General features: G+C 59.7%; 23 protein-coding genes and 2 pseudogenes. 9 read left to right on the top strand and 16 right to left on the bottom strand.

Annotated elements, in window-relative coordinates; translation table 11 throughout:
- Window positions 1–2 precede the first annotated feature (2 nt).
- On the bottom strand, window positions 3–758 hold the full coding sequence (locus JKA62_RS02405; protein ID WP_011335568.1) for an SDR family NAD(P)-dependent oxidoreductase: 756 nt from the start codon (window positions 756–758) through the stop codon (window positions 3–5).
- A gap of 120 nt (window positions 759–878) precedes the next feature.
- Between JKA62_RS02405 and JKA62_RS02400 the strand changes: the two genes are divergently transcribed.
- Window positions 879–1,775 (top strand): LysR family transcriptional regulator, encoded by an 897-nt coding sequence (locus JKA62_RS02400; RefSeq protein WP_011335567.1) that lies wholly within the window; start codon window positions 879–881, stop codon window positions 1,773–1,775.
- A 53-nt stretch (window positions 1,776–1,828) separates the two neighbouring features.
- Here JKA62_RS02400 and JKA62_RS02395 read toward each other — a convergent pair whose 3' ends face one another.
- Together JKA62_RS02395 and JKA62_RS02390 are read right to left on the bottom strand one after the other, a co-directional pair.
- A complete protein-coding gene (locus tag JKA62_RS02395) occupies window positions 1,829–3,442 on the bottom strand; it encodes an inorganic phosphate transporter (RefSeq protein ID WP_201816068.1) in 1,614 nt (537 codons plus the stop codon).
- 108 nt (window positions 3,443–3,550) lie between these two features.
- Window positions 3,551–4,573, bottom strand: a complete 1,023-nt coding sequence (locus JKA62_RS02390; protein ID WP_201816060.1) for a transporter — start codon at window positions 4,571–4,573, stop codon at window positions 3,551–3,553.
- A gap of 274 nt (window positions 4,574–4,847) precedes the next feature.
- Between JKA62_RS02390 and JKA62_RS02385 the strand changes: the two genes are divergently transcribed.
- Both JKA62_RS02385 and JKA62_RS02380 read left to right on the top strand, forming a co-directional pair.
- Entirely contained in the window at window positions 4,848–6,470 is a 1,623-nt protein-coding gene (locus JKA62_RS02385; RefSeq protein WP_236676400.1) for a methyl-accepting chemotaxis protein, read from the top strand.
- Between the two features lie 112 nt (window positions 6,471–6,582).
- Window positions 6,583–7,026, top strand: a complete 444-nt coding sequence (locus tag JKA62_RS02380) for a hypothetical protein (RefSeq protein WP_011335563.1) — start codon at window positions 6,583–6,585, stop codon at window positions 7,024–7,026.
- A gap of 280 nt (window positions 7,027–7,306) precedes the next feature.
- Here the strand turns inward: JKA62_RS02380 and JKA62_RS02375 are convergent, their stop codons facing one another.
- Complete coding sequence (locus tag JKA62_RS02375; RefSeq protein WP_011335562.1) at window positions 7,307–7,612, bottom strand: PepSY domain-containing protein; 306 nt, start codon at window positions 7,610–7,612, stop codon at window positions 7,307–7,309.
- A gap of 138 nt (window positions 7,613–7,750) precedes the next feature.
- Window positions 7,751–8,878: a glycerophosphodiester phosphodiesterase gene (locus JKA62_RS02370; protein ID WP_201816054.1), complete on the bottom strand. Its 1,128-nt coding sequence runs from the start codon at window positions 8,876–8,878 to the stop codon at window positions 7,751–7,753.
- Between the two features lie 215 nt (window positions 8,879–9,093).
- On the opposite strand from JKA62_RS02370, the gene JKA62_RS02365 reads away from it, so the two are divergent.
- On the top strand, window positions 9,094–9,420 hold the full coding sequence (locus JKA62_RS02365; protein WP_011335560.1) for a DUF2025 family protein: 327 nt from the start codon (window positions 9,094–9,096) through the stop codon (window positions 9,418–9,420).
- On the opposite strand, the gene JKA62_RS02360 is transcribed toward JKA62_RS02365, so the two are convergent.
- The gene (locus tag JKA62_RS02360; protein ID WP_011335559.1) at window positions 9,421–9,741 is read right to left on the bottom strand and encodes an antibiotic biosynthesis monooxygenase family protein; all 321 of its coding nucleotides are present in this window, start codon (window positions 9,739–9,741) and stop codon (window positions 9,421–9,423) included.
- Entirely contained in the window at window positions 9,738–10,445 is a 708-nt protein-coding gene (locus JKA62_RS02355) for a CTP synthase C-terminal region-related (seleno)protein (protein ID WP_201816051.1), read from the bottom strand. The genes JKA62_RS02360 and JKA62_RS02355 overlap by 4 nt, the downstream gene beginning before the upstream one ends.
- Window positions 10,446–10,460: 15 nt before the next feature.
- Between JKA62_RS02355 and JKA62_RS02350 the strand changes: the two genes are divergently transcribed.
- Window positions 10,461–11,402 carry a LysR family transcriptional regulator gene (locus tag JKA62_RS02350; RefSeq protein WP_041475409.1) on the top strand — a complete coding sequence of 314 codons (942 nt, stop codon included), beginning with the start codon at window positions 10,461–10,463 and terminating at the stop codon, window positions 11,400–11,402.
- Here the strand turns inward: JKA62_RS02350 and JKA62_RS02345 are convergent, their stop codons facing one another.
- The 5 genes and pseudogenes from JKA62_RS02345 to JKA62_RS02330 all read right to left on the bottom strand — a co-directional run bounded on the left by JKA62_RS02345 (window position 11,403) and on the right by JKA62_RS02330 (window position 15,297).
- Complete coding sequence (locus tag JKA62_RS02345) at window positions 11,403–11,933, bottom strand: DUF1003 domain-containing protein (protein ID WP_011335556.1); 531 nt, start codon at window positions 11,931–11,933, stop codon at window positions 11,403–11,405.
- Window positions 11,934–11,994: 61 nt separating this feature from the next.
- A pseudogene (locus JKA62_RS29130) lies at window positions 11,995–12,432 on the bottom strand (methyl-accepting chemotaxis protein); the annotation flags it as partial.
- Between the two features lie 108 nt (window positions 12,433–12,540).
- Window positions 12,541–13,224, bottom strand: a pseudogene (locus JKA62_RS29125) (PAS domain-containing protein); the annotation flags it as partial.
- A gap of 265 nt (window positions 13,225–13,489) precedes the next feature.
- Complete coding sequence (locus JKA62_RS02335) at window positions 13,490–14,542, bottom strand: diguanylate cyclase (RefSeq protein WP_201816048.1); 1,053 nt, start codon at window positions 14,540–14,542, stop codon at window positions 13,490–13,492.
- A 146-nt stretch (window positions 14,543–14,688) separates the two neighbouring features.
- Entirely contained in the window at window positions 14,689–15,297 is a 609-nt protein-coding gene (locus tag JKA62_RS02330; RefSeq protein ID WP_201816035.1) for a TetR/AcrR family transcriptional regulator, read from the bottom strand.
- 212 nt (window positions 15,298–15,509) lie between these two features.
- Here JKA62_RS02330 and JKA62_RS02325 point away from each other — a divergent pair, with 212 nt between their 5' ends.
- Both JKA62_RS02325 and JKA62_RS02320 read left to right on the top strand, forming a co-directional pair.
- A complete protein-coding gene (locus JKA62_RS02325; RefSeq protein ID WP_201816033.1) occupies window positions 15,510–16,583 on the top strand; it encodes an MBL fold metallo-hydrolase in 1,074 nt (357 codons plus the stop codon).
- Window positions 16,584–16,695: 112 nt separating this feature from the next.
- Window positions 16,696–18,213: an amidase family protein gene (locus tag JKA62_RS02320; protein ID WP_201816030.1), complete on the top strand. Its 1,518-nt coding sequence runs from the start codon at window positions 16,696–16,698 to the stop codon at window positions 18,211–18,213.
- Between the two features lie 49 nt (window positions 18,214–18,262).
- Here JKA62_RS02320 and JKA62_RS02315 read toward each other — a convergent pair whose 3' ends face one another.
- The 3 genes from JKA62_RS02315 to JKA62_RS02305 form a co-directional block, all read right to left on the bottom strand.
- The gene (locus tag JKA62_RS02315; RefSeq protein WP_011335550.1) at window positions 18,263–18,583 is read right to left on the bottom strand and encodes a helix-turn-helix domain-containing protein; all 321 of its coding nucleotides are present in this window, start codon (window positions 18,581–18,583) and stop codon (window positions 18,263–18,265) included.
- A gap of 43 nt (window positions 18,584–18,626) precedes the next feature.
- Window positions 18,627–18,944 carry an XRE family transcriptional regulator gene (locus JKA62_RS02310; RefSeq protein ID WP_201816027.1) on the bottom strand — a complete coding sequence of 106 codons (318 nt, stop codon included), beginning with the start codon at window positions 18,942–18,944 and terminating at the stop codon, window positions 18,627–18,629.
- Window positions 18,945–19,037: 93 nt separating this feature from the next.
- Window positions 19,038–19,805, bottom strand: coding sequence for an AraC family transcriptional regulator (locus JKA62_RS02305; RefSeq protein ID WP_201816026.1), 768 nt, complete (start codon window positions 19,803–19,805; stop codon window positions 19,038–19,040).
- 113 nt (window positions 19,806–19,918) lie between these two features.
- On the opposite strand from JKA62_RS02305, the gene JKA62_RS02300 reads away from it, so the two are divergent.
- Together JKA62_RS02300 and JKA62_RS02295 are read left to right on the top strand one after the other, a co-directional pair.
- Window positions 19,919–20,734, top strand: a complete 816-nt coding sequence (locus tag JKA62_RS02300) for a sulfite exporter TauE/SafE family protein (RefSeq protein WP_201816529.1) — start codon at window positions 19,919–19,921, stop codon at window positions 20,732–20,734.
- Complete coding sequence (locus JKA62_RS02295) at window positions 20,722–21,978, top strand: hypothetical protein (RefSeq protein WP_330932737.1); 1,257 nt, start codon at window positions 20,722–20,724, stop codon at window positions 21,976–21,978. Before JKA62_RS02300 ends, JKA62_RS02295 begins: the two co-directional genes overlap by 13 nt.
- A gap of 3 nt (window positions 21,979–21,981) precedes the next feature.
- On the opposite strand, the gene JKA62_RS02290 is transcribed toward JKA62_RS02295, so the two are convergent.
- Complete coding sequence (locus JKA62_RS02290) at window positions 21,982–22,968, bottom strand: hypothetical protein (RefSeq protein ID WP_201816024.1); 987 nt, start codon at window positions 22,966–22,968, stop codon at window positions 21,982–21,984.
- Window positions 22,969–23,059: the final 91 nt, after the last annotated feature.

The following is a 23,059-nucleotide window of genomic DNA, read 5'->3' as shown; positions in this document are numbered from 1 at the left end:
GTTTAGAGAAACATCCCGCCCGACGCTTCAATCCGCTGACCGTTGATCCACTGCGCCCCCGGCGACAGCAGCAGCGCCAGTGCGCCACCAATGTCATCCGGCTGCCCGGCACGGCCCAGGGCGGTGTTGCTGGCGACCATGGCGTTCAGTGCCGAATTGTCGCGCACCGCGCCGCCGCCGAAGTCGGTTTCGATGGCCCCCGGTGCCAGGATATTCACGGCGATCTGCCGCGCGCCCAGCTCCTTGGCCTGATAACGGGTCAGCACTTCCATCGCGCCTTTCATCGCAGCGTAAGCGGCATAACCCGGCAGGGTGAAACGGGCCAGACCGCTGGAGATGTTGATGATCCGCCCGCCATCGTTGATCAGCGGCAGCAATTGCTGAGTCAGGAAGAACGGCCCTTTCAACTGCACGTTCATCAGCAGGTCGAACTGTTCCGGCGTGGTGTCGGCGAAGGAGGCATGCACGCCAATCCCGGCGTTGTTGATCAGGAAATCGAAGCGCGGACGTTCAAGTTGTTGCAGCGCCTGCTCGACCCGCACGGCGAACTCGGCAAAACCTTCGCTGCGCCCGACATCCAGTTGCAGCATCACGGCGTTGGCGCCGAGTGCTTCCAGTTCCTGCACCAGCGCCTGGGCTTCATCGGCGCGGCTGTTGTAGGTGCCGATGATGTCCACGCCTTGCGCGGCGAGGTGCAGGGCGGCGTTCTTGCCCAGGCCACGGCTGGCACCTGTGATCAATGCGATTTTGCGGTTCATGGGTTTTCCTCAATGGCGATGACGGTTGATGGGGCAAAGTTTATTTATCCGCCATGAGGTGATAAACAGACTGAAACCGGAATCACTGGTCGGATTGTCCGAACAATCAATGGGTGGCACATGAACAAACTGGAACTGCTGCGCACCTTCGTCCGGGTCAGCGAATTGTCGAGTTTCACGATGGCGGGAGAGAGTCTCGGGCTGCCGCGTTCGACGGTCTCCGAGCAGGTGCAGGCGCTGGAAAATCTGCTCGGCACGCGCCTGCTGCAACGCACCACGCGCAAGGTCCAGCCCACTCAGGACGGCCTCGCGCTGTATGAGCGGAGCAAGGATCTGCTGTCGCACATGGACGAAATCGAAAACCTGTTCCGTCAGGACGAAGCGTCGCTGACCGGGCGGATCCGGATTGACATGCCGAACATTCTGGCGCGGCGGCTGATCATGCCCAAGCTGCCGGAATTCATGGCGCGCCATCCGAACCTGGAGCTGGAAATCAGCAGCACCGATCGCCGGGTCGACCTGCTCGCCGAAGGCTTCGATTGCGTGGTGCGCATCGGCGCGCAGCCGGATCAGTCGGTGGTGGCGCGGCACCTGGGGGACTTCAGCATGATCAACTGCGCCAGCCCCGCGTACCTGGAGCGCTACGGCGTGCCGCAGACCTTGGAAGATCTGGCGCAGCATCGGTTGGTGCACTACGTCGGTGTGCTGGGTTCGCGTTCGGAAGGGTTTGTCTACGAGCAGGACGGACAGGTGCACCGGGTGCCGATGCCCGGCAGTGTGACGGTCAACAGTACCGATGCCTACGAGTCGGCGTGCCTTGGCGGGTTTGGTCTGATCCAGGTGCCGCGAACCGGCATGAACACCTATCTGGACAGCGGCGAGATCGTCACCGTGCTGCCGCAGTACACCGCGCCGGCGATGGGCATTTCACTGTTGTACGCGAGGCAGCGTCATCTGCCGTTGCGGGTGCGGGTGTTCATGGACTGGCTGGGGGAGTTGATTCGTTCGACGCTGTGATTACTGCCGCAAACCCCTGTGGGAGCAAGGGCTCTCACAGGGATTGGGATGGATCAGAAGATCTGGGTAAACAGCCAATACAGGCTGCCCGACAGCACAATCGCCGCCGGCAAGGTCAGCACCCATGCCATCAGCAGATTGCGGATGGTCTTCATCTGCAAGCCGCCACCGTTGGCGACCATGGTCCCGGCCACGCCCGAGGACAACACATGGGTGGTCGAGACCGGCAAGCCGAACATGTCGGCGGCGCCGATGGTCAGCATCGCCACGGTTTCCGCCGAGGCGCCCTGGGCGTAGGTCAGGTGGGTCTTGCCGATCTTTTCGCCGACCGTGACCACGATCCGCTTCCAGCCGACCATGGTGCCCAGCCCCAAGGCAATCGCCACGGCGATCTTCACCCACAGCGGAATGAACCGCGTGGCGTTGTCGATCTGCTGTTTGAACAGTTGCAGCTTGCCGCTGGTGTCGGCGTCGAAGCTGCCGACCTTGTTCTTGTCCATCAGGCGAATGGTTTCGCTGGCCAGGTACATGTCGTTACGCACGTTACCCATGGCCTCGGCCGGGACTTTCGCCAGCGAGCCGTAGCCTTTGACTTCTTCACCGATGTGTCCGGTCAGCGAGGCGAGGGCGGGGATCAGTTGCGGCGTGGCTTCCTTGCTGCGCATGTAATCCGAGAGCACGGCGCGTGGATCGGCCGCTGTCGGCAGTGGCGCACTTTTCACCAATGCTTGCTGGGTCACTTGGGCGACGGCGGCGAATTGCAGCGACTGTTCTTCCGGCATGGTGCGATTCAGCGCATAAGCCATCGGCAGGGTGCCGACCAGAATCAGCATGATCAGGCCCATGCCTTTCTGGCCGTCGTTGGAACCGTGAGCGAAGGACACGCCGGTGCAGGTCAGGATCAGCAAACCACGAATCCACCACGGCGGCGGGGTATTGCCTTCCGGTGCCTTGTACAGCGAACGGTTCTTCACGAACGCGCGCAACGCCAGCAGCAACAGCGCCGCACAACCGAAACCCACCAGCGGCGACAGCAGCAGTGCGTAACCGATCTTGGTCGCCTGGGCCCAGTCCACACCGCTGGTGCCGTCGCGACCATGCATCAACGCGTTGGCCACGCCGACGCCGATGATCGAACCGATCAGGGTGTGCGACGACGAGGCCGGCAGGCCCAGCCACCAGGTGCCGAGGTTCCACAGGATCGCCGCGATCAGCAGGGCGAAGATCATCGCGAAACCGGCGGACGAACCCACTTGCAGAATCAGTTCCACCGGCAGCAGGGCGATAATGCCGAACGCTACCGCACCGCTTGAAAGCAGTACCCCGAGGAAGTTGAAGAATCCCGACCACACCACGGCCACATTCGGCGGCAGCGAGTGGGTGTAGATCACCGTGGCCACGGCGTTGGCGGTGTCATGGAAGCCGTTGACGAATTCAAAACCCAGTGCAATCAACAGCGCCACGCCGAGCAGCAGGAACGGCGTCCAGGTGGTGACCACCGTGCCGAGTTCGTGCATGTCATGCATCAGACTGTAGGCGGTGAACAGCATCCCCATGGCCAGCACGGCGAAAAACACCACGTAAGTAAAGGGGCCGGTTTTTTTGTCGAGCGCCGGCCTGCCGCTGGCAGCGGAGGCCGGGCTGACGGTCAGGGAGGGAGTAGCCATGGGCGGACAAACCTGAGCGAGGGAAGGAGTGTCGCCCATGATCGTTGCTAAATATTACAGAGACGCTGCGACAGATCAGTGTTTGGCGGATTAGCCGCGCCGCTGGTCTTAATAATCCCGCCGCTTGCGAAACGCCCAGCGTCCGGCGATCACGGTAAACGTCGCCACCAGCGCTACCAGAATCCAGAACCCCTCCGGATCAGTGGCCAGCGGCACGCCGCCGACGTTCATGCCGAAGAACCCGGCAATGATGTTGATCGGCAGCGCCAGCACCGTGACCACGGTCAGGGTGAACAGCGTACGGTTGCTCTGTTCGTTGAGGTTGGCGGCGATCTCTTCCTGCAGCAGCTTGATCCGCTCGCCTAGGGCGGTCAGGTCGTTGATGATCAGCGCGAACTCCTCGGTGGACTTGCGCAGCTCCTTCACGTCGTCCTTCTGCAACCACGGTGGCGGCCGGTTGAGCAGGCGCAACAGCGAACCCGGTTCCAGCGCCAGCAGTCGTTGCAGGCGCACCAGCACCCGCCGGTTGGCGCCGAGTTCGGCGCGGTTGGTCGACAGTCGCGAGGACAGCAATTCGTCCTCGACCTGATCGACGCTCATGCTGGTCTTGCGCACGATCTGGGTCAGCACTTCGCCCTGATCGCGCAGTAGGTGCACCAGCAGTTCCGACGGCGAGCGAAAGCACTCACCGGCCTTCACCGAAGAACGCAGCTTGTCCACCGAATGCAGCGGTTGCAGACGCGCACTGACGATCAGTTTGCTGCGTACGCAAACCCACAGCGTCGACACGTCCGACGACACCATGCTGCTGAGGTTGAACACCACGTCGTTGACCACCGCCAGCAACGCCGAATCGACATGCTCGATGCGGGTCGAGCGCGAACCTTCGTGCAGCGCTTCGAAAAACTCTTCGGGCAGTTGCAGATGGCTTTTCATCCAGCGCTCGCACGCGGCATGAGCCAGGTTCAGGTGCAACCAGAGAAACTCATCGCCCTCGCTGTCGTCTTGCAGGCAGCGCAGGGCGGTCGCCGAATCCACCTCGCGCCCGCGTTCGCCAGGGCGAAAGCGAAAGCCGTAAAGCAGGCCGAACAGGTCAGGATCACGATGACTGATATCGAGGCTGTGGTTCATGAAGGCTCGCTGCGAGGAGGCGTCTGTCGCGGGATTTGCAGATTCACCTGAGCCGCATCATCGCAATGTCACATGACGCTTGTGTGACAGCAAAATGATGTCAAATCAACGCGTTACCGGCGGTCGGATTTTTCTCAAGAAGGGCGCTGGCACGCCGATCACGCATGCGTTAGGTTGCGCGCCTTCGGCCATGAGCCAAGGTCCGCCGACACGGATGTCCGGCACCAATTCACGTCTTACCGGGCGTGCCTCATCCCTGTCCTGAGTACCTGTGATGCTGCAAAAATCCCTGAGAGCGCAAATTCTCGCCCTGCTGAGCGGCAGCCTGCTGGCGATGCTGTTGATCGCGCTGGCCTGCTTTCATTTCCTGTCCAACGGCGTGCAGAACTACAGTCAATTGATTGCAGGTCCGTTGCACACCTCGCAACTGATCGATGAAGCCAACCTGCAATTCAAGGTGCAGGTTCAGGAGTGGAAAAACGTTCTGCTGCGCGGCAAGCAACCGGCGGATCTGACCAAGTACTGGGGCCAGTTCGAAGACCGTCAGCGCGATGTGCAGAGCATCCTCGGTGAGCTGGCCAACCAGAAAGGCCTCGAGCCTGCGCTGAAAACCCGTATCGAACGCCTGCGCGAAGAACATCGTTTGCTCGGCGCTGCGTATCAGAAGGGCCGTGATGCCTACGTCGCCGCCGGTGCCGATCCGACTGCGGGCGACGCTGCTGTCAAAGGCGTCGACCGTGCCGCCAGCGACCAGATGAGCGAACTGGTCGCCGAGCTGCGCAAGCAGGGCACCGAGCAATCGGCGCAGATCAGCGCCAGTGCCGATCGCACCGTGTGGCTGGGTCTGCTGGTGATGCTCGCGTCCGGTCTGCTGATCGGTTTGCTGAGCCTGTGGCTGGTCAACCGCAACCTGGTCGAGCCGATCAGCAAACTGATCGACTACGTCACTCAACTGAGCAAGGGCCGTCTGGTCGAGCGCGTGGCCAGTGACCGTCAGGACGAGCTGGGCAACCTGGCCGCCGCGGCCAACACCCTGCGCGATTTCCTCGCCGAAACCTTCAATCACCTGCAACGCAGCGCCAAGGATCTGGACAGCGCCAGCGGCGAGTTGAACGCCATCGCCACGCTGATGGCCGGCGGCACCAACGAGCAGTTCAACCGCACCGATCAGGTGGCCACGGCGATGAACGAAATGTCCGCCACTGCCCAGGAAGTCGCCCGTCATGCGGCCGACGCTGCGCGTGCGGCCGACGATGCTGACCAGTCCGCGCAGCAGGGCGAGAAGGTCATGCAGAGCACCATCCACAGCATCACCCAGATGCGCGGCGAAATCGCCAACACCGCCACGGTCATCCGTCGTCTGGAAGCCGACAGCGGTCGCATCGGCAAAGTGCTGGAAGTGATTCGCGGGATCGCCGAGCAGACCAACCTGCTGGCGCTCAACGCCGCCATCGAAGCGGCCCGCGCGGGTGAGGCCGGGCGTGGTTTTGCAGTGGTCGCCGATGAGGTGCGCAACCTCGCGCAGCGTACGGCGGAGTCGATCATCGAGATCAACCAGATCATCCACAGCGTGCAGACCGGTGCGGTGGACGCGGCCCAGGCCATCGACAGCGGCCAGACCCGCAGCGATGAAAGCGTCGAGCAAGTGACCCAGGCCGGCGCCATGCTTGAGCGCATCACCCACGCGGTGGAAGCGATTCGCGACATGAACCGTCAGATCGCCACGGCGGCCGAAGAGCAGACTTCGGTGGCCGAAGACATCTCGCGCAACCTGACCGAGATCACCTCGATCGCCAGCACCAACCTCGACAACGTGCAGCGCACCGAGAGCGCCAGCCAGAACCTGCACGGCCTGTCCGGCCAACTGAACGACGTCACCGCTCGCCTGAGCGTCTGACCGGCCAGTGACTGTGTACCGGTTCGGATACCGAGTCGGTACACAGTCGATCTCAATGGGTGCAGACCGCCGCCGATGCCCGGTTATCCATAACCGGCATTGGAGATTTCCCATGGTCAGCATCACGTCTGTTTCGATCAATCAGACCGTTACCACGCCCACCAGCAAAACCTCGATTGCCGACACCGGTGACGACACCTCGACCACCGCGGCGGCCAGCACCGGCGTGAAAGCCGACACCAGCCAAGTGGCGGCGGGCGGTGGCGCGGCGCCGGCGGGGGACAGCAGTTCCAGCAGCGATGAATCGGACACCGTGAAAGAACTGCGCAAGCAGATTGCCGAGCTGCAGAAGCAATTGCAGGAAGAACAACAGGCGCTGCAAGCGGCTCAGGCGAAGCAGGAAAGCCAGGATGCCAAGGCGGCGGATGTTGCGGCGGCGCAGTCGCAGATCGCGACGACATCGGCTTCGTTGCAGACGGCGACGGCGGCGTTGTTGGCGGCTTTGCAGGATTCGGATTCGAGTACGTCGGGTTCGCTGGTCAGTACCTCCGCGTGAAGCCTTTTCCCCTCACCCTAGCCCTCTCCCGGAGGGAGAGGGGACTGACGGAGTTGAATGTTCGAGTTACGCCGACCTGAAAATCTTGTGTCGAACTCAGGTTTAGAAACCCATGGAGATCGGCTCCCCTTCCCCCTCGCCCCCTTGGGGGCGGTCCGACGTTTCGGGAGGGCTGGGGTGAGGGGGTAGGGGCTGACTGACGAAACATGGTTTCAGCCAGACACCAGACACAAAAAAGCCGCACAACCCAAAAGTCATGCGGCTTTGTTTTATCAACCAATCAAGTGTCTTGCTTGTCGCTCAGCACCTTGCCGGTGGTCGCATCGAAGTCCACATCGAACTCCTTGCCATCAGCAGTACGCAACTCAACTTCGTACTCATAACCATTGAAGTGGTTATCCAGATCCGTGTCAGTGATGGTCGCGCCCGGATGTAGTTTCAGCGCTTGTTCGTTCATCGACTCCAACGACTTGATCTTGCCCTCCTTGACCAGTTGCGGGATCTGGTCAACGCGAACGTCAGCCTGGGCCAGGCCAGCGGTGAGGGTCAGGGCGGCAGCGGTAAACAGGGCAGTCAAAGTTTTCATCGGTTATTCCTTTGGGTGATTCGTTTAAGTGAGTTCAGGTTAATGGCCGCAACTTAACTCACCCTTAAAACGCAGCGAGCAGGCCGGACTCCCCGAGGGAGCGAGCCTGCTCGCGATACTGACGCCCTGATTTACAGATCAGAAGCCGTTGTTCTTCAACACCTGATCCACACTGGCGGCGGCCGGGCGTTTGTAGAACTTCAGCAGCTCGCTGGCGCGGTTGGTGAAGATGCCGTCGACACCAGCGGCCATGACTTTTTCGAAGTCCACCGGCTCATCCACGGTATAGACATGGACCAGCAGACCCTTGTCGTGGGTGTACTTGTTCATCCATGGCTGCACCAGATCCGAATAGCTCTGATCGCCGCCGTGGGTCAGCTTCGCCGAAGGGCCGGTGCCGATTGCACCCTGAGCCTTGGCGTAGTCGATCCATTGCTTGAATTCGGCTTCGGATTTCGGCTCTTGCTTGCCGTAGAACGCGTTCTTGTCCTTCTCGCCGGATTCGGCAAAGGTCACTTTGGATTTCGGCTCGATGCTGCCTTCACCCACCCACAGCAACAGGATCTTCGGCACCTGCGGCATTTCCTTTTGCAGCATTTCAAGGCTGCTCTTCTCGAAGGTTTGCAGGATCACCTTGCCGTTGCTTTCGCCGACGCTGGCGGCGTTTTTAGCCGGTTTGGCGCCGGCCGGAACCAGCCAGCCACGGGCCTGGAGTTTTTCCTTCAGGTCATGCTCGATCCCCGGGAACAGCTTCGGCTCCTTGGTTTCGATGTACAGGCCCGGCTTGTGCTTCGGATTGGCCTGGGCGATGTCGATGATTTCGTCGAGTGTCAGAATCTTCAGACCGACATAGGACGGACGCGCGCGATCGGGGTACTTGGCGTTGTACCAGCTGCCGGCGTCGAGGGTTTTCAGTTCGGCCATGGTGAAGGCATTGGCCGGGCTGTCCTTGCGCTCCGGGAACTTGGTAGCGACGTCGGTGGTGCGTTGCAGGTTGTCGTCGTGCAGGGCGAACAGCACGCCGTCCTTGCTGCGCTGCAAGTCCATTTCCAGGTAGTCGGCGCCCAGGTCGCGGGCCAGTTTGTAGGAGGCGGCGGTGGATTCCGGGGCATCGAAGGACGCGCCACGATGGGCGATCACCGCCGGGTGCGGAATGCCCTCGGAGGCAGCGAGCGCAACAGGGCTTGGCTGGCTGGCGGCGTGGGTCTGGCCGAGGCCGAGCAGCAGGCTCAGCAGCAGTGCGCTTTTGGTGAACGTGGCGGGCATGTCGAGGTCCTTTCGCAGGTATTTTCGAAGATGTACCTTTTAGCAACTCAAACGAAAACCTGCTATCGCGAGACCGACATAAACGTACTGAAAGCGAAAATTTGCGCACTTTTGTGCGTTCGTTTGCAGTACGCTTGGCCACGGCAACCGCCCCGGCAGAGGGCGCGCCTCTATGCCCTGCGTGTAAACCTTCGATCACTCTTGTGAGGTTTACCATGCGCATCACATCGCAACTCATCTGCCAGGCCGCCGACGACCTCAATGGCTTTGTCGGCCTCAACCGCAAGACCGGCCAGTACATCGTGCGTTTCAGCGAAGACTCGTTCGGCATGGACGTGGCCGATGACGGCATCATTCCGTGCAGCGAATTCGTCTGGGCACCGGCCACTGAACAGACCATGACCCTCAAGCGCGAACTGATCCAGTTGCTGCTGGACCAGAACATCGATGACCGGATCAACATCACCGAGCCGCTGCGCGTTTATATGAATAAGCGCGAAGTGCCGGAGATTGAGGCGGTGCGTAGTCTGGTGAAGGGCTGATCATCCGAATCGATAATCGCGTTCCACTTTGCACACCCGCGTATGAAAACCCGAGTACCAGGTCGAACGTCCGCGTTCACGAATCGCCTGGTGCTCGGGATGATGTTTCCACGCCAGGATCGCCGCTTCACTTTGCCAATATGAAACCGTAATTCCGAGCCCGTCCGCGCCGCGAGCCGACTCGACACCGAGAAAACCCGGTTGCTCGCGCGCCAGTTCCAGCATGCGTTCAGCGGCTTCAGCGTAGCCCTGATCACCATCGGTGCGGTTTGAAGTGAAGATCACTGCGTAGTACGGCGCTTTCGGTGTTTCGGCGATCATGCCCGCGCCTCGACACAGGCTTCGACAAACGCCCGCACCAGTGGCGGCAATTGCCCCTTGAGCGCTGCGCGTTCCGGCTGGAACAGTGTGGCGACGAAGAACACATGGTTTTTCAGTTCAATGGCGCGCAAGTCGCCTGACGAATCGTGACCCACGGCGTGCAGGTCATGGGTCAGCAACTCCCGTTCGAATTGCGGATTCACACCGTAGCGGCAGCGATAGCCTTCACGAATTTCCGACGTTTCGTACGCACTTGCGATCAACGAACCGTGCACCAGATGAATGCTGTCCACCGCTTCCACCAGCGAGCAGGTCAGCGGCGTGAGTACCGCGCGGCTGGCGTCTGGCGAGGTTTCGCCGTGCTCGGCATCGGTCCAGCCCAGCACGTGGCGGGAAAACTCCAGCACGGCATGTTGAAAACCGCCGCAGGTGCCGAGGAAAGGGCGCTGCCGCTCGCGGGCAAAGCGGATGGCTCGCAAGGCACCGACTTCGCTTATATAAGGGCTGGCCGGGACACACCAGAAGCCGTCGAAAGGTTCCAGCGGTGTCTCGGGCAGGATTCGGTCGGTGGCCAACCATTCGAAATCGACCGGACGGCGAAGGTGTTCCGCCGCCATTCCGAGGGCGACCGGGATGGCTTGGTGGGCAGTAACTTGCGGGTCGAAGTCACCGATCAGGGCGATGCGCAGGGCTCTGGATTCCATGAGTACTCACTGTGCTTGTTGAGGGATGAAGCTCACTATAGATTGGCGTTCACGCACTCTAAATCGGCGTTTGCCCAAGTGATCAATGCAACCACGCAATACCGACTCGATTTCCCGGATCTGGCCCTGATCCTCGCTTTAGTGCGCGGCGGCTCTCTGGCCCGGGCCGCACAGCTGATGAAGGTCGATGTGTCGACGGTGTTTCGCGCCGTGCGCCGACTGGAAGCATCACTCGGCCAGCAACTGTTCGAAAAAAGCCGCGCCGGTTACCTGCCCACCAGCCTCGCGCAGACCCTGGCCGAGCAGGCCGAACGCGCCGAGCAAGCTTTGGAAGCGGCGCGAATCGGCGTGGAGCAGGGCGGTGAAGTGGTCAGCGGCACGGTGCGCCTGACTTGTACCGACTCCGTGCTGCAAGGTCTGCTGCTGCCGGCGCTGGCGCAGTTCATGCCGAACTACCCGGCGCTGAGCATCGAACTGAGCACCTCCAATGATTTCGCCAACCTCAGCCGCCGCGATGCCGACATCGCCCTGCGCCTGACGCGCACACCACCGGAGCATCTGGTCGGACGGGAGCTGGCGAAGATTTCCTACCGGGTCTGCGCCAGTCAGCGTTATCTACAAAAGGTTGAAGCGGCCGATCTGGCGGCGCTGACCTGGATCGCCCCGGACGACTTTTTGCCCGATCACCCGACCGTCGCCTGGCGCCGCCAGCAGTTGCCGGGGGTGACTCCCAACTATCGCTGCAACAGCATGCTGTCTGTCACGGAGTTGGTCCGCGCCGGACTGGGCGTAGCGGCGTTGCCGGACTTTCTCATCAATGAGGGGCTGCTGGCCCTGAGCGAACCACTGCACGGTTATGACACCGCGCTGTGGCTGCTGACCCGCCCGGACTGCCGCGCGTTGCGCTCGGTGGTCACGCTGTTCGATGAACTGGGGCGGGCGCTGAGGGTTTCGTGATCAGCCCTGCTGGGTCTGGCGCATGTGATCGTGCAGTTCGCGGGTCAGGCCTTCGATGCGCTCGGTCAGGTTCTTGGTCATCTCTGTGAGTCGGGTGTTCTGCTCCAGCAGCTCAAGCAGTTGCGCGGTGTTCTTCGCCGCTTGCGCCTGGCGTTCGCTGTTGGCCACGGCCAGGGCTTCGCGATGTTGCGCGTCAGCGTCCGATTGCGCTTTGTCGCGTGCAGCCTGACGAGTCTGTGCCAACAGAATCAGCGGCGCGGCGTAGGCGGACTGGAGGCTGAAAGCCAGGTTCAAGAGGATGAACGGATAAACGTCGAAATGGGTCACGCCAAAGATGTTGAGACTGATCCACAGCACCACGATCAGCGTCTGCGCGCCGAGAAAGGTTGGCGTGCCGAAAAAACGCGCAAACGCCTCGGCCCGCAAGGCGAATTTGTCGTTACCGAAGGTTGTGTTGAGGTGGGCGTGGGGGCGATGAAAGCGCAGGTGATCGACAGGGGCGGTGGATGATTCGGTTTTTTCGGTGGTCATGACGGACTCGGCAGGGCTTGGGACGTTGAGTCACTATAGCCCTGCGTCGCCCGTGTTGGCCTTATCCCGGCGCACGCTCGTTGGCAAACATGCTCACCGCTTCCACCGCCTCGCTGGCGCCGTCCCGAATCTGCAGAATCACCGTACCGGCCTGATCCGCCAGCTCCACACCTTGCGCCGCACGCCCTCGGGTGCCGTCCATGCTCTTGATCGCCTGACGGGTTTCGGTCTGGATCAGGCTGATCATGTTGGAAATTTCCGCAGTGGAGCCGCTGGTGCGCGCTGCCAGCTGCCGCACTTCATCGGCCACCACGGCAAAACCGCGACCCTGCTCACCGGCTCGGGCGGCTTCGATTGCAGCGTTCAGGGCCAAAAGATTGGTCTGATCGGCAATCGCGCGGATGGTGTTGACGATGGCAGTGATCTGCTCGGAGCGTTCGCCGAGCTGCGCGATGAGGGTTGAGGATTCGGCAATGTCGTCGGCAATCTCGCGCATTTCACTGGCGGCTTGCTGAATCACTTGCGTACCTTGCTCGGCGACTTTTCGGGTGGCCACCGAGATGTGATAGGCCGCGCTGGCACTGCGCGCATCCTGCTCGTGCTGTTCGACCCGGGCGGTCACGTCCGACGCGAACTTCACCACTTTGCACAAGCGGCCGGCGGCGTCGTAGACCGGGTTGTAATTGGCTTCAAGCCACACGGTCTGACCGCGTTTGTCGACGCGTTCGAACTGGCCCTGAAACAGTTCGCCCTGATTCAACCGGCGCCAGAAATCCTGGTAGGCGCTGCTGTTGACCAGTTGCGCGGGGCAGAACAAGCGGTGATGTTTGCCTTTGAGTTCGGCAAGGGTGTAACCCATGCGCGTCAGGAAATTCTGATTGGCGGTGAGAATATTGCCGTCGAGATCGAATTCGATCACCGCCATGGCGCGGTCGATCGCCTGCAATTTCGCATTGGCTTCGCTTTCCTGCTGCACTTTGGCGGTGACATCCATCGCGTACTTGACCACTTTCACTACGCGGCCCGAGTCGTCCTTGATCGGGTTATAGCTGGCTTCGAGCCAGATCGGACGGCCCTGACTGTCGATGCGTTCAAAGGTGCCGGACTGGAACTGGCCGCTTTTCAATCGCGACCACAACTCGGTGTACTGATTGCCACGGGCAAACTCTGGAGAACAGAAATGACGATGGGGCTGCCCGACCACCTGTTCGCGGGTGTAACCCATGGTTTTCAGGAAGTTGTCGTTGGCGCGCAGAACGATACCGTCGACATCGAATTCGATCACTGCCATGGAGCGGTTGATCGCTTCCAACAGGCCGGCTTGTTGGTTGATGGTGTTTTGAAGATCGACGAGGACGGTCTTGTGACGATTGAAAATCATGCTCGTGGCACTCTGGAAATAGGGCTGAAGGTGGGGTCCCTGTTTCCGCGTCAGCCAGCCAGATATCTCGATGGCTGGAAGCAGTGTGCCAGCATCCTGGCTGGCGGATTAACTTATACAAAACTTTATAAACTTGTACAAGAAATCGATTTTTCTCAGTTTTGTACAAGTTTTTTCAGGCGGGTGATCGGGTCAACGCTACGCTGATTGTGTTACGTCCCGTGTGCTTGGCCGTGTACAACGCCTTGTCGGAATCTTCGAACCACTCAAGGGCATCGGCGTAAGAGGTTTGATAGCGAGCAAGCCCGATACTCAGGCTGACCCGCAGCTCGGAAACGTCGGGATGGCGGTATCGATCCAGTGCCTGACGCAGTTGCTCCATCAGCGCTTCAGCCTTGCTCAGGGGCAGGTTGGGCAGGATCACGCAGAATTCATCGCCACCGTAACGCCCGGCCAGCTTGCTTTCGTCGAGTACGAATTTCAGCTCATGGCTTAACTGCCGCAGCACCGCGTCGCCGACGATGTGCCCGTAACTGTCGTTGATCGACTTGAAATGATCGATGTCGATCAGCGCCAGGATGGCTTGGGAATTGTGCTGGCGGCACTGTTGGAACTTGAGGTGCAACAGGTCTTTCCAGGCGCCGTGGTTGAGCAGTCCGGTCAGGCTGTCAGTACGGCTCAGGGCGCTCAGGGTGCGTTTGTGTTCGGCGAGTTTGATCGCCAACCGGTAGCAAACCATTCCCAAAGCCAGCGGATAAAGGGTCAGCATCGGCAGGCAGGCCCAGACCTGAGTCTGCGTGGCCGTCAGGGTGAAATGGACCCCGAACACTGACCAGCCCAGCAGCACGCCGATCACCTGGGCGAGGGCGCCCAGCCAGAACAGGCGCACGCCACCGGCGGCCACGTTGTTCATGGTCATCATCGACAGAATGGTCACGGTTGTCAGCGGGTTGAACTGGAAACACGCGGTCCAGAAACCGCCGCACACCGAGTCATAGAGCAGGTTGCGGCGTTCAGCGCGATAGGGGAAAGCCGAGCGGGTCGAGCATTGATAGGCCACATGCGGCCAGAGAAAACCGTTGAACAGCAACAGCGCCCAGAGCCAGCCCGGCATGTTCAACGGATACAGCGCGGCACCGACACTGAAGAAACCGATGCCCAATCCGATGGACCGTGGCAAGTAAATGCGCCTGGCGAATGACAAACCTTTGCCGCGTTGGTTTTCCATGATGTTCTACGCCAGATTCATTCTGAAACACTTTGCAGTGTAATTCTTCAGACAGACCGTTCATCGGCCAATGACAGACATTGTCATTTATTCCAGCGGGAAAATTCAGTGTCCTTGCGAGCCATTTACCATGGCGCAGGCCTGAGCTAGAGCTGATAGCAGGTCAGGAACATGTCGAGTGCAGAGTCGACCACGGCATTTTGCGCTGTGCTGTCGAGCGAGGGTTGGCCCAGGGAGATCTGTGGCCAGAAGGCAAAGGTTTTCAGCAGCCCTTGCACTTGATGGGCGGCGAACGCCGGATCGACCGGTTTCAATCGACCATCCGCCTGGGCGGCGCGAATCCACACCGTCACGCTTTCCTCACGTTCGCCCATGCGCGCCACCATGTTCTGCGCGCGCTCCGGCGAGTGGATCGCCGCCGCGATGGCAACGCGGGCCAGATTCATGAAATTGTCGTCCGCCATCATCTGCAGTTTGGCCAGCAGCATGGTTCGCAATTGATCGCGCAATGGCTGATCGGGCTGATACGAGACGGTTTGCTCGGTGCTGATCCGTGCCCACAACTGGTTGAGAATTTCGGCGAACAGCTCTTCCTTGCTCGGAAAATGGTTGTACACCGTACGCTTTGACACCCCGGCAGTGGCCGCAATCTTGTCCATGCTGGTGACCTCGAAACCGTTGGTACGGAATTCGGCGATCGCGGCCTGGATGATGGCTTCGCGTTTACGGTCGGTGAGGCGCTGGGGAGCTGTCATAAATTCGATTCGGCAGGAAAAGGTTAAATTACACTCGGCAGTTTACTTGTCATCCGGTTTGTTGCAACCTAGAAACTACACCGATCAGTGTAATGCTGGGTTAATCGGTGCAACCTAAAAACAGATGTCCGGCTGATGCGTGCGTGCCTTGGCCATTATCGTCCCACCGTGGAAAACCGTGAATTGCGCGGCGTTTCCGGAGTCATTCAGTCATGGCCAAATCAAATTCTCCCGCGGTTAGTCCAGCACCTGAAGCTTCGCGCCAGGCCGAAGGGACTTTCCGCAACCACGCGCCGGTGCAGCGCGAAGGTTTGCGCAAGATGCTGCGCATCATGTGGAACATGATCTTCCACAAGCCGCGCAACACCCGTCCTGCGTCGGCCATCCCAGTGCAGCCAATGACCCGCGCCGACCTGATCGCGGCACCCAACCACAGTGTTTATCGCCTCGGCCATTCGACCTTGCTGCTCAAGCTGCAAGACAAATTCTGGATCACCGATCCGGTGTTCGCCGAGCGTGCCTCGCCGGTGCAATGGGCCGGGCCGAAACGCTTTCACCAGCCACCGATCAGCATCGATGAATTGCCGCCGATCGAAGCGGTGATCCTGTCGCACAACCACTATGACCACCTCGACTATGAAGCGGTGCTGAAACTGGCGGACAAGGTCAATGTGTTCCTGACCCCGCTGGGCGTCGGTGACACCCTGATCAAATGGGGCATCGATGGCAGCAAGATCCGCCAGTTCGACTGGTGGCAGGGCACCGAAGTCGCCGGCATCCGCTTCATCGCCACCCCGTCGCAGCACTTTTCCGGTCGGGGCCTGTTCGATAGCAACCAGACGCTGTGGGCATCCTGGGTCATCATCGACGGTGACAAACGCATCTTCTTCAGCGGCGACAGCGGCTACTTCGACGGGTTTAAACGCATTGGTGAAGAGTACGGACCGTTCGACCTGACGCTGATGGAGACCGGCGCCTACAACGTCGAATGGCCTCACGTGCACATGCAACCTGAAGAAACATTGCAGGCTCACCTCGACCTCAAGGGCCGCTGGCTGTTCCCGATCCACAACGGCACGTTCGATCTGGCGATGCACGCCTGGCATGAGCCGTTCGACCGCATTCTTGCGCTGGCATGGGAACGCAGCGTGTCGATCACCACGCCGAGAATGGGCGAGGCTTTTAACCTGATGCAACCGCAACGTGGGGACGCGTGGTGGTTGGAAATGGAACAAGAGATGTCAGAAAAAGGGCGTGTTGCTTGTAGCGGCTACAAGGCTGGGTGAGTTTTCCTACCGGCACTGGTTCTTGTTGCTGACAGCCGTTTCCTGCGGCTTCGGTAGGCTTGGTCGCGAGTGAAATGACTCACTCGTGATTGGCTTAAACAAGGATTAGAAAATGAAATTCCGCTTTAAACGCAGCATGAATGCGCTGGCGCCGGCCATCCTGCTTTCGCTGAACAGTAGCGTCGCCCTCGCAGCGTCCTCCAGTGCGCCACTTGAATACGCAAGCGCCAGCGAGCTGAGTGCAATGATGGCCAGCAACGAACTGACCTCGGTCGCGCTGGTTCAACACCTCATCACACGCATTGCGGATCTGGACAAGCAAGGCCCGACCCTCAATGCCATCATCGAAATAAACCCCCAGGCTCTCGACATCGCGACCGCGCTGGATGAAGAGCGTGCGCAAGGCAACCTCCGTGGCCCGCTGCACGGAATCCCGGTCCTGTTGAAGGACAACTTCGATACTGCCGACAGCATGCAAACCGGTGCCGGTTCGTTGGCCATGATCGGGCAGCCGGCGGCTCAGGATGCGTTCACGGTCAAACAATTGCGCGATGCCGGCGCCATCCTGCTGGGCAAGGCCAACATGAGCGAGTGGTCGGGAATGCGGGACTTGTCACTGCCCTTGGGGTGGAGCGGGCGCGGTGGTCAGGGGAAAAATCCTCATGTCCTCAGCGAAAGTACTTGTGGTTCCAGTTCAGGTTCGGCGGCAGCGGTTGCCGCAGGGCTCGCTCCACTGGCCATGGGAACTGAAACCAACGGCTCGATCAGTTGCCCGGCGTCGGCCAATGGTGTGGTTGGCGTCAAACCGTCGCTCGGATTGTTCAGCCGCGCCGGCATCGTGCCAATCACCCGCTTGCAAGACACGCCGGGCACAATGACCCGAACCGTGCGGGATGCCGCGCTGTTGTTCAACGTCATACAAGGCGTTGACGCCTCGGATAGCGCCACTGCTGACGCGCCCACTGGCGTCGACTACACCGCATTGCTTTCCAGTGAAGCCCTGCAAGGCAAACGGATCGGTTATCCGATTGCATACACTGGAACCCACGCTACGGTACTGAACCCGAGTCTGGAGATGCTTGCCGCGATGGCCACCCTGGAAGAGCAGGGCGCTACGCTGGTCCCGCTGACTGTGCGTCTGCCGGACATCGATGACTACGTTAACGGCCTGATGGGCGCGATGAAGCATGAGCTGCCCGAATATCTCGCCAGCCGCCAAGGCTTGCCGGTCGACTCCTTGCAGGCTCTGATCGACTTCAACCTGGCCAATCCCGGTGAGGAGCAACATGGCCAGCAGACGCTCGAGACCATCAACGCGTCGGCGCTTTCCCACCAGGAGGCGAGCGCACTGATTACCACCATCAGCCAGAACTTCAAGGACGCTATCGATGAGCAGGTGCGTGAGCACAATCTGGATGCCCTGTTCGCCGAAGCGGACGGCTTTTCCCAGTTCTCCGCCGCCACCGCAGGCTACCCGGCAATCACCTTGCCCTCGGGCATGAACGATGACGCCACGCCGACCTCCGTGACCTTCTACGGCCAGCAGTGGAGCGAGCCACATTTGTTTGCCATGGCGTACAGCTACGAACAGGCTTCGATGGAATTGCGTCATCCGGGGTTCAAGGAGTAAACACCTTGTTGGCAGTGCGTTGTCTTCGACTATTTCAAGCACTGCCGTATCAAGCGAACACCACCTCAATTCGGCCCTCTTTGCGAGAGCGGGGGGCCGGTTTGACCACAATCTGCACATCTCGGCCGAGGTGGGAAAGGCATTCCATCATCTTGGCCTCACTGATGCCGCGGAATTTTCCTCTCAGCATTTCGGATAGCTTGGGTTGTGATAACCCCAAGATTTCAGAAGCTTGAGATTGAGTGAGATGACGCGCTTTGATGATTTCACCGATCTTTGAGGAAAGCTGTGATTTGATCCTCATCTCATTGGCGTTTGGTATCTCTAGATCCTCGTAGATGTTCCCTCTGCTTTCTTCGATTCCAATCAATTTCGAGTTCCTTCCGCGTGTGGGCCGACCTCAACGGGTCTTTTCAATCAGCCATTGCATAAGTTTCGCGATCAACCGACGTGGGTATCGCACCTCCGACATTCCCCCCACGCCCCGGCGCAAACCCCGGGAAGAACACCAACCCCTGCGCCTCAAACCGATAGGTCAACGCCAGCCGCACCGCATCCGCCACGTCCTGCTGCGCTTCGAATCGCTGAATGTCGTCTACTGAAACCTTGGCCTCTCGCGACAACTGTTCAACGCTCCAGCCCAACATCCCTCTGGCCTGGGCGCAATGGGTCGGGGTGAACTGGAAAAGGGCGATACGTTCGAGGATGAGGTTCATCGCTGAAGAGGCCATGGTGTGCTCCGGGCTCGAGAGTGCTGATGGAAAATGTACTGTGTTTTTGTACAGTTGTTTTCGGCCGGGATCAAACGCATTTTTTGATTTGCCCTAGTTCGCCGCCTCCAACCAGACGGACGGTGCCTGACCGAGGATCCGGCGGAACATCGTCGAGAACGCCGCCGGGCTGTCATAGCCGAAATCCAGGGCAATCCGCGTCACTGCTTCACCCGCCGCCAGCCGTGCCAGTGCCAATACCACGCAGGCGCGCTGGCGCCATTGACTGAAACTCAGGCCGGTCTGTAGACGAAACAATCTGTTGAAGGTGCGCAAGCTTACGTGCAGCTGATCGGCCCAATGCTGGGGCGATTGGTGGGCATTCGGCTGATGCAGAAAGGTCTGACACAGTTCGAGCAGTCGTCCGTCAGACGGCAGCGGGATATGCAACGGTAACGGTGCACTGCGCACCAATTCATGCAGCAACAGATCGATCAGCACGCCGTCGCGCCCGGTCAGGTCATAGGTCAGCGGCAACTCCACGGCTTCCATCAGCAAATGCCGTATCAACGGCGAGACACTGATCACCTGACAACGCTCACCCAGATCCACCGCCCCCGGTTCGATATACAAACTGCGCGTGCTGACCCCCAGCATCAACACCTCATGCGCCACCCCCGGCGGAATCCACACCGCCCGCTGCGGCGGCACCACCCAGTTGCCGTCATGCGTGCTGACCTGCATCACCCCGGTCGCGCCGTACAACAATTGCGCCCGCCGATGCGTATGACGTGGCAACAGATAGCCGTGGGAATAATCCGTACCGATCGCCACCACCGGGCGCGGCGTGTCATCCAGCAGATTGATCGAAACATTGCGCATCGAGCGGCACCCAGCAGTTGGCGTAAACGCAAACATTATTGGCTGACTTGCTGAAGCAGGCCAAGCGCAGCGGCTCTATCGTCGACGGCTCCCCCATCAACGGACGACGCGCCATGTTCTTCCTCCTGCTGACACTCTTCGGCTGCCTGACCGGCGTCACTGCCGTGCTCTTCGGTTTCGGTGGCGGCTTCGTCGTCGTGCCACTGCTGTACCGCATGCTCACCGCGAGCCACGGCGCCGACGACCCGATCAGCCAATCCGCCATGCACATCGCTGTCGCCACCTCGACCTGCGTGATGATCGTCAACGCACTGGTCGCCACCGACAAACACCGCCGCGCCGGCAACCTCATCCGTGATTACCTGTGGCCCTTGGGCGGATTCATCGGATTGGGCGCTATCGTTGGCGCAATCGCAGCGGTGTGGGTCAGCGGCGAAGTCATTCGTTATGCCTTCATCGCCTACCTCGGAGTGACGATTGTCGACTGCCTGCTGCGACGCGGCTTTCTTACGCAATCCGAAGGCGTTATCCCACGGCGACTGGGAACGGTGGAAACGTCCGGCGGCGGTGTAGGCATCGGCGCCATCGCAACCTTTCTCGGCGTAGGAGGAAGCGTCATGACCGTGCCGTTATTGCGGCGTTGCGGGTTGAGCATGTCTCAGGCGACTTCGATGGCCAATCCGTTGAGCGTGCCCGTGGCATTGGCGGGGACGCTGACTTACATGTTGTTGGCGGGGGGCAGCGAGACAGAACTCGGGCCATGGTTTGTCGGATATGTGGATCTGCTGGCGTTTGCGGTGCTGACGCTGGGCTCGATGCTGGGGATTCGACTGGCTACGCCGTGGATCGGGCGGATAGCGGATCGGGTGCATGCTTGGGTTTATATCGGGTTGCTGGTGATTGTGATGATCAGTATGTGCGTGAGTTGATCCCGACGAAGCTCGATTCCCCGTTACAACATCGACATAATCCGCGATCACTTTTTGCGGACTTTGCCCGCTTGCTCAAGGACGAATTGATGTTTCACGGATTGCTGCGCCTTTCTGGCATTTTGGTACTCGCCATTTTTTTCCATCCTCTGGCATGGGCGGAAAACGCTACGCAGGTTTACACGGGAACGCTGGGCAAGACGGCGATCGTTCTGGAGATGAATACCCGAACGGGAGAGGGGCGTTACTTCTACCAGAAGTACCGCAAGGATCTGAAACTCGAAGGTTCCAGGGATGGGGACACGCTCGAACTCAGCGAAGGCTCGATGATGGACGGAGACTCCCGTCCAACGCTTCGTTTACAGGCGATCGGGAGCAATTGGTCCGGTGAGTGGAGTAATCCGGCCGGGAAAACCCTCAAAGTTGAGTTGCAGCCCGCAATGATTCCGCAAGCCCCCATCGACTCATTGCCTTATATCGTCAGCCTGCGTGAAAAGGCCCCTTACGAGTATCTGCGGTTGCAAGGGATGAAACTGCAAAAGGGCAAAACCGAAACTTTCATGGGCTACACACTGCAATGGTGGAGCGAGCCCAAATCACAAGCTTCGCTTTTTGAAGTGGTGTCCGGTTATTCCCCGCAAGTGCTTCAACGCATCAACCAACAATTGATGGGCCGATTGTGGGGGGAGGTAATGGCGTATTTCAGTTGCTCGGGTGATTACTCTCAATCCGGCCAACCTCTGTGGATGACGCCTTCGGTAATGAGTGTGCGGATTTCAACGGATTATTACTGTGGCGGCGCCTACCCGGACCAAAGCAACGACGCGCTCAACTTCGATACCACAACCGGTCAGACACTGACGCTCGAGGACGTCTTGTGGGTAGGGCAAGGTCAACCGCTGCACTATGAACAACACGATGATTTCAATGCGGGCTCACCTGGTTCTTCTGATGCCTGGTCGAAATACCGGACTACAGAGTTGGCGCCCTGGCTGGTCGCACAGTTGCTGAAACTGTACCCCCGGCAAATGACTGTCACCGCAGAGGGCGATAACGACTGTCATTACGATGAGAGCGATCCCTGGCAATTCATGGGGTGGTACTTCACGGAGCAGGGCATCAAGTTTGATCCGTCGTATCCCCATGTCGCGGCAGTGTGCGGATTCGTCGACTGGAGCATCCTGCCGTACTCAGTCGTCAACCAACACCCCGGCGCAGTCAAACTGCAACTGCCCCAGGGCTAACCATCACGCCAGACCCGGCGCTTCACGAATGATGAAGTGATCCAGATTCTCGATATTGGCATTGAAAACCTCGAAAGGCTTTTCGGGGTTCTTCTTGCCCGGCACCTGCTTCAACTCCGGCGTCACGCCATAAAAGAAGCAGAACAACTCCTTGTCGCTGTCGATCGCGTGCTTGATCTCTTCCAGAAACGCCTTGCGCTTGCGGTAGTTGTCGATCAGCTTTTTGTTGAGATAGACACTGACCGGATAAGGCTTCTTCTTGCTGTCCTCCGGCTTCTTGAACCAGACCTTGTCCTCGAAATCGATCCGGAAACTGGCGCTGTGAAAGTCCTCGATCTTCTTGATCCGACCCCAATAAATCAGCCCCTTGTTGTCCATCAAGTACTCGATCTTCTTGAAGAACGAACTGTACGGCGCCGTATGTTCGCCAATCTTCAACGGCATGCGCTTGAGCAAATCCTTGTCCGCGAAGTTCGAAACGAAACACTCCACGGGATGGGCGAAGACACTGGTCTTGTCCGGCGCAGTCTCACGACTCTGCGCTTCTTTTGAAGGGGAAGTCGCCACCCGCACCGGATCATCCCGTAACACATCCGCCGCCCCCGCAGGCGCGGCAGGCTTGCGCACATACTCACGGCGTGTCAGCAACAACTCCGACGGAAAATGCTCCTCCCGCCCGTCATCCAATTCCCCATCCGCCGCCTCAACCCCCGACGCCGACGTCTTCAAACTCACATACGGACAACCCGCCACATGCTGCGTACCGGGCAGATTCTTGAAGTGCGGCGTGCGCACGTAATTCACGTTCTTGGCGTTGAACGTACCCAACTCGTTGGACGCATCGAACGCCGAACGACAGGCGTCGTTGGGGCACTGGAAATGTTCCTTCGCAGAATCGAACGCCACCGTCTCATCGAAATTGAGATCGCGAACGTCATAGATCGACAGTTTGTCGTCGAGGCTGAGGCAGTAGGCGAGGTCGAATTTCATGGTGGGGCTCGGGTCCTTGAGTGGGGGGAGGGGTATTATCCCCGATGGGTTGTGAAGCTGCCCCAAAACGGACAACTGGGTGAACGCGTTC

It is taken from the genome of Pseudomonas sp. B7 (assembly GCF_016735645.1).
GTDB classification, from domain to species: Bacteria; Pseudomonadota; Gammaproteobacteria; order Pseudomonadales; family Pseudomonadaceae; genus Aquipseudomonas; species Aquipseudomonas glycinae.
The sequence above is the reverse complement of the archived record's forward strand: the minus strand, read 5'-3'. Positions and strand labels throughout refer to the sequence as shown.